Source organism: Mycobacterium sp. TH-M106, from assembly GCF_057473765.1.
In genome coordinates this window covers 1-13050 of record NZ_JBYCLE010000001.1, presented here as the reverse complement: position 1 = coordinate 13050, position 13050 = coordinate 1, and the positions used below count along the sequence as shown (strand labels likewise).

General features: G+C 67.0%; 14 protein-coding genes. 6 read left to right on the top strand and 8 right to left on the bottom strand.

The features are described from left to right. A partial coding sequence (locus AC2VOP_RS00070) for a metal-dependent transcriptional regulator (RefSeq protein WP_486959068.1) occupies positions 1-620 on the top strand: 620 nt, incomplete at its 5' end. 46 nt (positions 621-666) lie between these two features. Here AC2VOP_RS00070 and AC2VOP_RS00065 read toward each other — a convergent pair. After that, positions 667-1740 carry a DUF4192 domain-containing protein gene (locus AC2VOP_RS00065; protein WP_486959067.1) on the bottom strand — a complete coding sequence of 358 codons (1074 nt, stop codon included), beginning with the start codon at positions 1738-1740 and terminating at the stop codon, positions 667-669. Positions 1741-1972: 232 nt separating this feature from the next. Here AC2VOP_RS00065 and AC2VOP_RS00060 point away from each other — a divergent pair, with 232 nt between their 5' ends. Continuing rightward, positions 1973-2950, top strand: a complete 978-nt coding sequence (locus tag AC2VOP_RS00060; RefSeq protein WP_486959066.1) for a proteasome assembly chaperone family protein — start codon at positions 1973-1975, stop codon at positions 2948-2950. A gap of 52 nt (positions 2951-3002) precedes the next feature. Beyond that, positions 3003-3968, top strand: coding sequence for an alpha/beta fold hydrolase (locus tag AC2VOP_RS00055; protein ID WP_486959065.1), 966 nt, complete (start codon positions 3003-3005; stop codon positions 3966-3968). Between the two features lie 11 nt (positions 3969-3979). Here the strand turns inward: AC2VOP_RS00055 and AC2VOP_RS00050 are convergent, their stop codons facing one another. From AC2VOP_RS00050 to AC2VOP_RS00040, 3 genes are all read right to left on the bottom strand, one after another. Then, positions 3980-4465 (bottom strand): peroxynitrite isomerase, encoded by a 486-nt coding sequence (locus AC2VOP_RS00050; RefSeq protein ID WP_486959064.1) that lies wholly within the window; start codon positions 4463-4465, stop codon positions 3980-3982. 30 nt (positions 4466-4495) lie between these two features. Then, entirely contained in the window at positions 4496-4960 is a 465-nt protein-coding gene (nrdR, locus tag AC2VOP_RS00045; RefSeq protein ID WP_486959063.1) for a transcriptional regulator NrdR, read from the bottom strand. Positions 4961-5138: 178 nt separating this feature from the next. Next, entirely contained in the window at positions 5139-5630 is a 492-nt protein-coding gene (locus AC2VOP_RS00040; RefSeq protein ID WP_486959062.1) for a LysM peptidoglycan-binding domain-containing protein, read from the bottom strand. 212 nt (positions 5631-5842) lie between these two features. On the opposite strand from AC2VOP_RS00040, the gene lexA reads away from it, so the two are divergent. Together lexA and AC2VOP_RS00030 are read left to right on the top strand one after the other, a co-directional pair. Further along, complete coding sequence (gene lexA, locus AC2VOP_RS00035) at positions 5843-6571, top strand: transcriptional repressor LexA (RefSeq protein ID WP_486959069.1); 729 nt, start codon at positions 5843-5845, stop codon at positions 6569-6571. Between the two features lie 39 nt (positions 6572-6610). Then, a complete protein-coding gene (locus tag AC2VOP_RS00030; RefSeq protein ID WP_486959061.1) occupies positions 6611-7066 on the top strand; it encodes a nuclear transport factor 2 family protein in 456 nt (151 codons plus the stop codon). Between the two features lie 21 nt (positions 7067-7087). Here the strand turns inward: AC2VOP_RS00030 and AC2VOP_RS00025 are convergent, their stop codons facing one another. Further along, complete coding sequence (locus tag AC2VOP_RS00025) at positions 7088-9010, bottom strand: LGFP repeat-containing protein (RefSeq protein WP_486959060.1); 1923 nt, start codon at positions 9008-9010, stop codon at positions 7088-7090. Between the two features lie 173 nt (positions 9011-9183). After that, positions 9184-10356, bottom strand: a complete 1173-nt coding sequence (locus AC2VOP_RS00020) for an acyl-CoA dehydrogenase family protein (protein ID WP_486959059.1) — start codon at positions 10354-10356, stop codon at positions 9184-9186. A 327-nt stretch (positions 10357-10683) separates the two neighbouring features. On the opposite strand from AC2VOP_RS00020, the gene AC2VOP_RS00015 reads away from it, so the two are divergent. Continuing rightward, positions 10684-11166 (top strand): hypothetical protein, encoded by a 483-nt coding sequence (locus AC2VOP_RS00015; protein WP_486959058.1) that lies wholly within the window; start codon positions 10684-10686, stop codon positions 11164-11166. Positions 11167-11201: 35 nt separating this feature from the next. Here the strand turns inward: AC2VOP_RS00015 and hflX are convergent, their stop codons facing one another. Together hflX and dapF are read right to left on the bottom strand one after the other, a co-directional pair. Beyond that, positions 11202-12620: a GTPase HflX gene (gene hflX, locus AC2VOP_RS00010; protein ID WP_486959057.1), complete on the bottom strand. Its 1419-nt coding sequence runs from the start codon at positions 12618-12620 to the stop codon at positions 11202-11204. Further along, positions 12617-13050 (bottom strand): diaminopimelate epimerase (gene dapF / locus AC2VOP_RS00005; RefSeq protein ID WP_486959056.1); only part of this gene is annotated, 434 nt, incomplete at its 5' end. The genes dapF and hflX, both read right to left, overlap by 4 nt.

Genomic DNA, 13050 nt, shown 5'->3' with positions numbered 1-13050 from the left:
CGCTGCGTGCGCGGATTGCCGAACGCTTGGAGCAAAGCGGGCCCACCGTCAGCCAGACCGTGTCGAGGATGGAACGCGATGGCCTGCTGCGGGTGGCAGGTGACCGCCATCTGGAGCTCACCGAGAAGGGGCGTGCCATGGCCGTAGCGGTGATGCGCAAGCACCGGCTGGCCGAACGGTTGCTTGTCGACGTCATCGGGCTGCCCCTGGAAGAGGTGCACGCCGAGGCCTGCCGGTGGGAGCACGTGATGAGCGAAGACGTCGAACGCCGACTGCTGAAAGTACTGGACAATCCCGTCACGTCGCCGTTCGGCAACCCGATCCCCGGGCTGCTGGACCTCGGCGTCGGACGGGAGCTCGGTGCCGGCGACGCCAACCTGATGCGGTTGACCGATTTGCCGACCGGATCGCCCGTGGCGGTGGTGGTGCGTCAGCTCGCCGAACACGTACAAGGCGACGTCGGCCTGATCACCCGGCTCAAGGACGCCGGGGTGGTACCCAGCGCACGGGTGACTGCCGCGACCAACGCCGCCGGTGGTGTGACGATCGTCATGCCCGGCCATGTAGATGTGGACCTGCCCCACGATATGGCGCACGCCGTGAAGGTCGAGAAGGTCTAACTCAACGCGGCGCTATCCAGCGCTACCCAGCACTATCCGGTGGCTGTCAGCCGGCGCGCTGCCCGAATTCCGCCCGCGGCGGCAGCCGTACCCCGATGCGATGCGCGAGCCGGTAGCCGGTTTCCGCGAGTTCACGAATCCGCTCGGGCCGCAGCCCGGATTGCAGGGCGGTGTCGAGCATGCCCGCCATCCGGTGCGTGGGTGCACAACGCAACGCGGCCTCCAGGGACACCCCGGCCAACGGACCGTCACCACGGACGTAGGCGCTGAACGCCAACAGCACCAGCGCCTCGGCACGCCACGGCTCGGGTAGCGTGCGTGACAGTAGCGCCCACAGTGTCTCGGCCTCTGCGGCTTTCCCGCCGACGGCCAGCGCGAACAACGTGTCACGGACCGTCACGTCGGTCAGCGTGCAGCCCAGCGTGGCCAATTCCGCATCGCCCGGCCGGCTGCCGGCGGCGACCGTCGCCGCAGCCACCACCATCTCTTCGACGTCGCGGCGGGCCTGGTCCTCGGAGCCCTCGGGGTCCGCGCGGCCCGCCGCCGCACGAACAGCCGCACGTTCGTCGATCACGGCGGCAACCGCCGCACGTACCGGTTCGTCGGTCGCGATGACCGCCTGCAGGTCGGCACGGCGCGGGTAGAGCCGCCGGCCGTCCAGCACGGCCGCAGCCGCCAGCGGCGACGCCGAGGGATCATCGACCGCTCCACCCGCGCCGCAGCCGTCGGCACAGTGCCAGCGCCCACCGGTTGCCACCCGGTCCACCACGTGTGCGGCGCACACCATGATGTCGTGCCGCGACAACTCCTCGGTGAGTGCCGTGCACAGTTTGCGGTACTCCTCGTTGCACACCGGGCAGCGCGCGCCGTCGACATCGACGATCACCGCGATCGCGGCAGCCGGATGGGCTGCCGCAGCGACCTGTGCCAGCCGGGAGAGCTGGCCGGCCATGTCGCCGAGCTGTGCAGTGAGGTCGACGCGCAGCACCGACCCGAGTTCACCGCCGTCGATGCAGACCAGGACCAGTGATTTCTCCGGCACGAAACCCAGGATGGCCGGCAGAGCCGCGATCAACGCACCGGGCCGGTTGAGGGTGAAATCGGGTTGCTTTGTCGTCATACCGGCAACAGTGGCGATCGGCGCCGACCATGGCGTGCCGCCGAGCCACGCAGGCCGCCGACCTGTGGACGAAGTCGTGACTGTGCAGCTTCGCTCAACGCGAAACCGACGCCCGGAATCCGCGTGCGGCATTGTGACGTTTCGAACATAGAGGCGGGTCGACGGGCGTATGCACCACACCTGAGAGACACTGGATTGAGGTCGTCGACGTAAACATTCAAGGAGGCAAGCCATGGCCCAGGACCAAAACCCCGGGCAGCAAGGGCGCTACCACCCGGAACAGTCCGGTATGTACCAACTTGAGCTGCCAGCGCCGCGACTGGTCTCCCCCGACGGCCGTGGCCCGGTGCTGGTTCACGCGCTGGAGGGGTTCTCCGATGCCGGTCATGCGATCCGGTTGGCCGCCGAGCATTTGAAGACGGCGCTAGACACCGAACTGGTCGCCTCGTTCGCGATCGATGAGCTGCTCGACTACCGCTCCCGACGACCGCTGATGACGTTCAAGACCGACCACTTCACCAATTACCGGGAACCCGAGCTGAGCCTGCATGCGCTGCACGACAGCGTCGGCACACCGTTTCTCCTGCTGGCGGGCATGGAGCCGGACCTTAAGTGGGAGCGGTTCGTCACCGCGGTGCGGCTGCTGGCCGAGCGGCTCGGCGTACGGCAGACCATCGGACTGGGCACCATTCCGATGGCGGTTCCGCACACCCGGCCAGTAACGCTGACCGCGCATTCCAACAACCGCGAGCTGATCGCTGACCACACACCGTGGATCGCCGAGGTCCAGGTTCCCGGTAGCGCCTCCAATCTCTTGGAATACCGGATGGCTCAGCACGGTCATGAAGTGGTCGGATTCACCGTGCACGTGCCCCACTACCTGGCCCAGACCGACTACCCGGAGGCTGCTCAGGTGTTGTTGGAGCAGGTGGCCAAAACCGGGTCGCTGCAACTGCCGCTGACGGAGCTGAGCGACGGGGCGGCCCAGATTCGGATCAAGATCGACGAGCAGGTCGAGGCCAGCGCCGAGGTGGCGCAGGTGGTCGCCGCACTGGAGCGCCAGTACGACGCGTTCGTCGCGGCTCAGGAGAACCGGTCGCTGTTGTCCCGCGAAGAGGACCTGCCCAGCGGGGATGAGATCGGCGCCGAGTTTGAGCGGTTCTTGGCCCAGCAGGCAAGAAAAGAGGCCGGCGGTGACGACTCAGCCTGATCGACAGCCCCACGATACGAAGGTCACTTCCGCAAACTCACCCGAACACCCGGTGCCGCAGTTGCGGGTCCGCACCATCAATGGCCGTCGGCGGGCCTACCGGATCGCCGGTACCGGCCCGGTCGTGCTGCTCATCCACGGGATCGGGGACAACTCCACCACCTGGGCGAGTGTGCAGGCCCGGCTGGCGGAGAGGTTCACGGTGATTGCGCCGGACCTGTTGGGCCACGGGCAGTCGGGGAAACCGAGCGGCGCGGACTATTCGGTGGCCGCGTCTGCCAACCGGATGCGGGATCTGCTTCGCGTCCTCGACATCGACCGGGTCACGGTAATCGGCCACTCACTCGGCGGCGGGGTAGCGATGCAGTTCGCCTACCAGTTCCCGCAGCTGGTCGAACGGCTGGTCCTGGTCGGGACGGGGGGAGTCACCAAGGATATCAACTTCTTCCTGCGCTTTGCCTCGCTGCCGCTGGGCGGCGAGGCGTTGGCATTGCTGCGGTTGCCGATGGTGCTGCCGGCGCTGAAACTCGCCGGACGGGCAGCGGGCCTGGTTTTCGGCTCGACTCGGGTGGGGCACGACCTTCCCGACATGCTTCGGGTGCTGGCCGCCCTGCCCGAGCGTGACGCACTGTTGGCATTCACCCGCACATTACGGGCAGTGGTGGACTGGCACGGCCAGGTGATCAGCATGCTGAACCGCTGCTATCTGACGGAATCCGTTCCGGTACAAATCATCTGGGGTAAACACGACACAGTCGTCCCGGTTCGCCACGCCTGGGTGGCACATGACGCGATGCCCGGCTCGTGGCTGGAGGTTTTCGACGGCTCGGGGCACTTCCCGTTTCACGATGACCCGGACCGCTTCGTCGACGTCGTCGAAAACTTCATCGACAGCACCGAACCCGCCGAATATGACGACACCACACTGCGGGAGTTGCTGCGGATCGGCAATTGCGAACACGCGATCTCGGAACGGAGAGCACCCCAGCCGGGATCGCGCCGCGTTGTCGCCGGGTAAGTGAGGATCGATTAGACCGTTCGCCGCAGCACGGCGGTGAGATGGTTTTGCGGGGTTTGACCCACTGCGCCCATCTCCAGCGTGTACGACAGCTCGTCGCCGTGGAGGTGATACGAACGCCCCAGCACTGTCACCTCTTTGGCGGTCGGTGTCAAGCCGATCGTGGTGGCGCTCAGTTCGATCTCGATCTGCTCCCCGGTCCGCGAATAGCCGCCCACCTGAATTTCGGTGATGCCGCTGGGATGCGCGAGCACCCATTCGACCCGACCAGGTTGGGGCACACGCAGATATCCCGTCTCGGCGTGTAACGGCGTGCCGTCAGTGGTCGCCCTGGTCTTCTGACCGTAGACCAGGAACGGCTTGCCGACATGGGAGAAAACCACCTCTTCGAGATAGTCGAAAGGCTCGATCGTCGGGTATTTGCCCGAGCCGCGGCCGGTCCACGTAGCCAGCAGCGGTGCCAGCTCCTCAAGGTTGGGGTGCAGATCGGGCAACACGGTGCCAGCCTACCTATTTGTGGGCCCGCATCAGGTGGGCGTGGACACGCCGCGGTGCGCCCGCAACGCCTCGATCTCTCGCTCGAAATCATCCGCTGACGAGAATGACCGGTACACCGAGGCGAACCGCAGGTAAGCCACCTCGTCGAGTTCCCGCAGCGGTCCCAGGATCGCCAACCCCACCTCGTTGCTGGGAACCTCCGGCGAGCCGGCGGCGCGCACGGTGTCCTCCACCTGTTGAGCCAACAGGTTCAGCGCGTCATCATCGACCTGCCGGCCCTGACACGCCCGGCGCACTCCGCTGACGACTTTCTCCCGGCTGAATGGCTCGGTGACTCCGCTGCGTTTGACCACCGCCAGCACAGCGGTCTCCACGGTGGTGAACCGCCGGCCGCACTCCGGACACGACCGGCGCCGACGGATCGCCTGGCCCTCATCGGTTTCGCGGGAGTCGACCACCCGGGAATCAGGGTGACGGCAAAACGGGCAGTGCATGGCCGCTCCTTCGCCGCACCGGGAAGCGGATGCTTCCGGCAACTGGGACAACAGTGAGCGTACCTGCGAGGGTACGGTGCAGCGAGGCGGCGGCGGTGGGGCCGCCGGACGAAGTGCGGACGAAATGCCGTGCCCACCTGCGCCGGCAGATGATCGGAGTTGGCCGGACACGCTGCGCTCAACCGATCGGTGCGATCAGGATCTGGCCGGCTTCCAGCGCCACCGAGTCCAGCCGGTTGAGTTCGCGGATGCGATCCACCACCTCGCCGGTCGGCGCGTCCGGCGCAACCCTTGCCGCCAGGTGCTGCAGGCTCTCCCCGGTCTGTACTCGCACCACGCCCAGCTGCTGGGGTACTGCGGCTCGGGTACCAGCGCTACCGGCAGCCACCCCACCGAAGTGCGCCAGCACACCCAACCACACCGTGGTCAGGGCGGCCCCCAACGCGAGCGCGACGGTGGTCACCGGGGTGATGGCCCTGAGCGGAAGTGGCCGGTGCGGTGCTCGAGACATCAGCACCCCGGTGCCCCGGTAGCGTGTTCGCGCAGCGCCCGGTCGTGACCGCACCGGCCGGGCACGACGCGCCCGGTCCATGCCCCGGTCGCCGTGATGTTCCCGAACCTGTCCGGACGCCGCTCGCGTAACCGGTGGAACCATCTCGATGAGCCTCATGCTCGTCTCCTCCATCCTGATCGCCATCCGATCTTCATCGCTCCCATGTTCGAACTATAGTCGATCCTTTGTTCGAGTGTCGAACGTGTAGGCGATACTGGCGGTTCGCGGCTGACTTTAGACCCGCGCACCGACAACCGCGGTCGTCGCCGCGACACGCCTCGAACAGGTGTTTGATCATCTGCGGGAAAGCGACTACATTCGATCCCATGATCGACACCAGCAACGACTCAGCAACCGGTACGCGACGCGCCGCCCCGAAACGGCTACCGGCATCGGACCCGACGTTGACCGTCCGACAGCGCACCATCCTGGACGTGATCCGTGCTTCGGTGACCGAGCGCGGCTACCCGCCCAGCATCCGGGAGATCGGCGACGCTGTTGGGCTGACCTCGACATCGTCGGTCGCCCACCAGCTGCGCACACTGGAACGCAAGGGCTACCTGCGCCGTGACCCGAACCGTCCTCGCGCGGTCGACGTGCGCCCACCCAAGAGCACCCTCGACGGCGCGCCCGCCGCGCCGGTGACCGAAGCCGGCTCGGAAGCCGGTGTCGACTCCCCACCCGAACCCGCGTTCGTCCCCGTCCTCGGACGCATTGCCGCTGGTGGCCCGATCCTGGCCGAGGAAGCCGTCGAGGACGTTTTCCCGCTCCCCCGTGAACTGGTCGGTGAGGGTGCACTGTTTCTGCTGAAAGTGGCCGGTGAATCGATGGTCGACGCGGCGATCTGCGACGGTGACTGGGTGGTGGTACGGCAGCAGAACGTCGCCGACAACGGCGACATCGTGGCCGCCATGATCGACGGCGAGGCCACCGTCAAGACCTTCAAGCGCACCGGCGGCCAGGTCTGGTTGATGCCGCATAATCCGGCCTTCGACCCGATCCAGGGCAACGACGCTACGGTGCTCGGCAAGGTGGTCACGGTACTGCGCAAAATCTGACGGGCCTGATGAACCCGCTGGAGTCGCTAGGAGCCCGCCATGTCAAACCCGCCGTGCCCGCCTTTTGACGAGCACTCCGCCCGGCTGAAGGTGCAGGCCGCCGAGGACGCCTGGAACACCCGCGACCCTGAACGGGTTACCCAGGCTTATACCGAGGACTCGGTGTGGCGCAACCGCGACGAATTCCTTACCGGACGTGCGCAGATCGCGGAGTTCCTGCGCCGCAAGTGGGCACGCGAGCTGGACTACGCGCTGCGCAAGGAGATGTGGTGCTGCCACGGCAACCGGATTGCGGTGCGCTATCAGTACGAGAGCCGCGACCCCAGCGGACAGTGGTGGCGCAGCTACGGCAACGAACTGTGGGAGTTCACTGACGACGGTCGGATGAGCCGCCGCGAATCCAGCATCAACGACATCCCGATCGCCGAAGACCAGCGGCGCATCTTCGGAGTTCGCCCCGACACCGAGCGGGAACTGACGCTGCCCCTGAGTTGACGTACCGAGCCTTACCGAGCCTTACCGAGCCTTGACGAAGCCGTTTTGCTGGGCGGCTTCTTCGCTGGCGAACCAGATTTCGGCAAGCGTGTCGTCATACAGGGCGTTTTCGGCCGTGTAATAGAGGCCGGAGCCGATGTTGGCCTTCACCGGATACCCCGACGGTGCCTGGTACGGGTCGTCCAGTGGAAGATGCATCACCGGATGCGCCGGCGCTCCGGACCGGGGAACACCCGGCCCCGAACCGGTATCCGCCTCGAAGCCCGAGTGGGTCACCGCGGCGTGTCGTCCGGTGCCGAATTGTTCGTCTGACGGTATGCGGGTGGGCGCGGTGTCCACGTCATCGGACTCTTCGACCTCGGTTGCCAGGTCGGTGGCCAGGCCGGCCGCCCAGTCCCTGCCCGGCTCCAGATCCGCGCCGGATGACGGGCCGGCGGGTGGCTCGCCATACCGGCTCGGCAATCGCACGCTGACGTCGGGGCCGCCGTGAGCCCTCGACCACTGCTCGTCTTCGCCGGCGTCAGCGTAGGCCCGCCCGGCCGCATCGGCCCCGCCGGCCCGAACCCCGGGCCGATGTCGCCGACGCCACCATAACGCCGCCCACGCCAGCGCGGCCAGTGCGGCTGGCCCGGCCACTGCGGCCGCCAGCCACCACCAGTGCCAGGGCAATCCATGGGCCGCGCCGGTCGCCGTGGCCGAGCTGCTCGCGTTCGGCACCCCAGGTATCTGCAGACCGGAGAGCAGTGTGGCCAGGTCGGCCGGCTCGGTGCTGAACGTGTTGGTCTTGCTGTTCCACGAGATTTTGCCACCGGTGAACTTCTGCGACACCACGTCGCCTTCGACGGTCTGATCGCCGACCGGCGCGCCGAGCTTACCCGCCGCACCGCCCAGCTTGTCCCAGGCCGCCTGCATGGCGCTGCGCACCACGAAGGCGCCGTGGTCGGGGGTGAAGAAGATCACCGGTTCGCCGGCACCGGAGAACCTGCTGATGCGGCTGCCCGGAATGCCGCCGTCGGCCTCATTGGCCACCGGGAAGCCCAGGTCGCTGCCGACCGGCCCGCCCAGCGACTCATACTTGGCCAGAATGTCGCCTTCGACGGCACCCGCCCCGGTGGCCGGGCTGAAGTAGACTTTGCCGCCGGTGAAGTCCTGCCCGACACCGTCGTTGCCGACCTGATACTGGTTGCCCTGTCTGGCGCCCAGCGGGCCGGCGGCTCCGCCGGTGGCGCGCCAGGCCTGATTGATGGCCGCTGTCGGGTCGACCGGGATCTGCAGGTCGGCCAGCTGCGCAGCCAGCTCCGGCGGCACGGTGGTGAATGTCCTGGTCTTGCTGTTCCAGGACAGCTGGCCGGCGCTGAACTTCTGCGTGACGACCTCGCCGTGACTGCCGCCGTAGCTTTCGTCGTCAACCGGGACGCCCAGCGCCCCGGTCGAACTGCCGAGCTTGTCCCAGCCGGCGTTGATCGGGCCGCGTACCACGTGCGCGCCGTGCTCGGGGGTGTAGAAGATCACCGGGTGATCGGTGTCGGAGGATCCCGACAAGATCGTGACCCGGCTGTCCGGGCTGACCAACCCGGGAACCTCGTCTGTGTTGGGGAATCCCAGGTCGCTGTTGGCCGGACCGCCCAGCGACTCGTATTTGTCGAGGATGGCACCGTACATCGCCCGGGCACCGGTCTCCGGGGTGAAGAATATCTTGCCGCCGGCGAAGTTCTGGGCGAAACCGCCACCGACCGGATACACATCCCCGTGCGGGCTGCCCAGCGGTGACGTCGCTCCGCCGGCCGCCTCCCAGGTGGCGGTGATTGCGTCGTAAGCGTCGGTCTCCGGCGACGCCGCCGCGGTCGGCGTGCACAGCACGGCGCCGACCAAGGCCGTCGCCAACGCCAGACCGATCGCCACTCGCGTCGCGGTCTTCCGTAACGGACCTCGTCGCCCAGTCACCAAGCCTCCCCGGTCATACCCAATTTCGTCACTATTTCCGCTATAGACGCTATAGAGTTTGCTCCAACGAATGGCAATTGCGAAGCCACATCAACAAGATTACGGAAACGGATACGCGCCTGATGCCGAATTGATACCCAACCACGTCCCCGAGCAGCCCAGGTCACCCGGCATCAAACACCCAGGCTGCGGCCGATGATCTCCTTCATGATCTCGGTGGTGCCACCATAAATCGTCTGCACCCGCGAATCCAGGTACGCACGCGCGATCGGATATTCCCGCATGTAGCCGTAGCCGCCGTGCAACTGTAGGCACCGATCGATCAACCGCACCTGGGCTTCGCTGGCGTACCATTTGGCCATCGCGGCCTGCTCGACCGTCAGCTTCTCGTCAAGGTGCAGGCGGATGAATTCGTCGACCATGATGCGCACCATGGTCGCCTCGGTAGCCAGCTCGGCTAGCAGGAACCGGCTGTTCTGAAAACTGCCAATCGGCCTGCCGAACGCCGTGCGCTCCTTGGCGTAGGCGATGGTCTGCTCCAGCACCGTCTCCATCGCCGCCGCGGCCATGATGGCAATCGAGATCCGCTCTTGGGGCAGGTTCTGCATCAGGTAGATGAACCCCATGCCCTCCGCGCCGAGCAAGTTCTCGGCCGGAACCTCGACGTCGACGAACGACAACTCCGCGGTGTCCTGGGCATCCAACCCGATCTTGTCCAGGTGGCGGCCGCGCTCGAAGCCCGCCATGCCGCGTTCGACGACCAGCAGTGAGAAGCCCTGAGCACCTTTCTCGGGGCCGGTCTGCGCGACCACGATCACGAGATCGGAGTGGATGCCGTTGGTGATGAACGTCTTCGACCCGTTGAGGACGTAGTGGTCGCCGTCTTTGACGGCGCGGGTTTTGATGCCCTGCAGATCGCTGCCTGTGCCGGGCTCGGTCATGGCGATCGCCGTGATCAACTCGCCGGTACAGAATTTCGGCAGCCAGCGCTGCTTCTGTTCCTCGCTGGCCAGCCGTAGCAGGTAGGGGGCGACTACGTCGTTGTGCAGCCCGAAGCCGATGCCACTGTAGCGGCCGGCGGCGGTCTCCTCGGTGATGATCGTGTTGTAACGGAAGTCGGGGTTGCCGCCGCCACCGTATTCCTCCGGCACAGCCATACCCAGGAAGCCCTGCTTGCCGGCCTCCAGCCAGACACCACGGTCGACGATCTTGTCCCTCTCCCAGTCGCCGTGAAACGGGGCGACGTGACGGTCCAGAAACGCCCGGTAGGACTCGCGGAACAGCTGGTGCTCAGGCTCGAAGAGCGTGCGCTGGTATTTGACGGCCTGCGTGTTGGTAGTGCCCATGAATCACCTCCGGCGGATGGGGAATGTGCCGCCTAACCTATACCGACCGGATGGTTGGTCGGACTGGACGGCACGTTTTCTGGCGGTTTTCGGCTCGGGAAGGCGAAGGCCGAATGGCCCCGAATGGCCCCGAATGGCCCCGAATGGCCCCGTCGACCGCGAGGCGATCGTGATCGGCATGGTGCGAGCGCAATGTCGGGAGGGACAGTGGCCCGGGCCACCGGTGGTGCCGGCGGGTTGTTGTCGAGGGCGACTGACACCGACCGTGGCCGATCGGTTGTGGATAAGCGAATTCATCGCCGGCCTGCCGGCGGTAGGATCGCGATCATGCCATCGGATGATCTGGAACCCCGAGTGTCTGCGCTGGAAACGCAGGTCCACAAGCTCAACGAGCGGGTACGGGCCAGCGAACAAGACGCTGTTGCAGCACGGATCCTGGCCGGCGCCGCCGACCGCGACACGGCGGAGTTCCGCAGCGGGCTGCACGATTTCCGCATAGAGTTTCGCGGCGAGCTTCACGGTATCCGCACCGAGTTCCATACCGAATTACGCGATTTCCGCCAAGCCACGGCCGGCAGTTTCAACGCACTGCGCACGGACCTGACCGACCTACGCAAATACGTCGATGCCCGCTTCGACCGGATCGACGGCCGCTTCGACCACATGGACAGCCGCTTCAACCAGATGGACAGCCGCTTCAATCAGGTCGACAACGGGTTCCTCGAGATACGTGGCAAGCTGGACGCCACCACAGCCGGCCTGCACCGCGTGGTCGAACTCTTGGAGCGACGCAGTCCCGATCAGGACTGACCCAAGCGCGTCCCGTCTCGAACCGTCCCGCGCGGCTACGATGTCGCCTGACCGCCGTTCGTCGAGAACTCCCGCAGGCTGGCGGCCAGCGCCGCCGGGACCCGCGCGCGAACCCGGGTGCCCTCTGCCTTGTGCTCGGCGTCTTGGACGTGCCCCTCGGCGTGCACGCGCGACACCAGATCGCCACGGCCGTACGGGATCACCACGTCCACGGCGGTGTGGGGCGGGGCGGCCAGCTCGGCCATCCGCCGGCGCAGCGCGTCGATGCCGTGCCCGGTGCGCGCCGAGACGAACACCGCCCCGGGCAGCGCGCGGCGCAGCTGCGCCAACGCTAGATCCCCGGCGACGTCAATCTTGTTGACCACCAGCAACTCCGGCGCGGGCTTGCCGTCATACTCGGCAAGCACCTCGCCGATCACCTGGCGCACCGCGCTGATCTGCGCCAGCGAATTCACATCGGAGCCGTCGACAACATGGACCAGCAGATCAGCATCGGCAACCTCCTCCAGCGTTGAGCGAAACGCCTCGACCAGCTGGGTGGGCAGGTGCCGCACGAAGCCGACGGTGTCGGTGAGCACGAACGCCCGACCGTCGTCGAATTCCCCGCGCCGGGTGGTGGGTTCCAGGGTGGCAAACAGTGCATCGGCCACCAGCACCCCGGCACCGGTCAGTACGTTGAGCAGGCTGGACTTGCCGGCGTTGGTATAGCCGACAATCGCGATCGACGCCACGTCACTGGCCAGGCGGCGGTGCCGCTGCGTGTCGCGGACCTTTTTCATCGCCTTGATGTCGCGGCGCAGCTTGGCCATCCGGTCCCGGATACGGCGCCGGTCGGTTTCGATCTTGGTCTCGCCGGGGCCACGCAGGCCCACCCCGCCGCCGCTGCCGCCGGCACGACCGCCGGCCTGCCGCGACATCGACTCACCCCAGCCGCGCAGCCGCGGCAGCATGTACTGCATCTGCGCCAGCGACACCTGGGCTTTGCCTTCGGCGCTGGTGGCGTGCTGGGCGAAGATATCCAGGATCAGCGCGGTCCGGTCGATCACCTTGACCTTGACCGCCTTCTCCAGTGCGGTCAGCTGCGCCGGGGACAGCTCGCCATCGCAGATGACCGTGTCGGCGCCGGTGGCCAGCACCACCTGCCGCAGCTCGATGGTCTTGCCGGAGCCGATGTAGGTCGACGGGTCGGGTTTGTCGCGACGCTGGATCAGCGCCTCCAGCACCGGCGAGCCGGCGGTTTCGGCCAGCGCGGCCAGCTCGGCCATGCTCGCCTCGGCGTCGGCGGCGCTGCCGTCGGTCCACACCCCGATCAGCACCACCCGCTCCAGCCGGAGCTGGCGGTATTCGACTTCGGAGATGTCGACCAGTTCGGTGGAGAGTCCGGCGACCCGGCGCAGCGCGGAGCGATCGTCGAGGGCAAGTTCACCGGCGCTGGGCAGCTGCGGGTCACTCACCACTGCGACCACCACTCGTCGGCGATTTCGCCACGGGCCACCAACACCGAGGGCCCGCGCAGGTAGCTGGTGGCGTCGGTGACGGTGACGGTCGTCTCGCCGCCCGGGATCGCGACCTGCAGCGTGCCGGTGTTCGCGCCGTCGAAGGCCAGCGCGGCCACCCCGGCCGCGACGGTTCCGGTTCCGCAGGACCGGGTTTCGCCCACACCCCGCTCGTGTACCCGCATCGAGATCGACCCTTCCCGCGGGGCGGTGATGATCTCTACGTTCACTCCTTCGGGGAACCGGTCAGCGTCGAACGAGACCGGCGCGCCGACGTCGAGGATGGCCAGTTCCCCGGCGGTCAGGTCGGCGTCCACACACGCCAGGTGCGGGTTGCCGACGTCGATCACCAGCCCCGCGAACGGTCGGCCGCCGACGATCGCCTCCC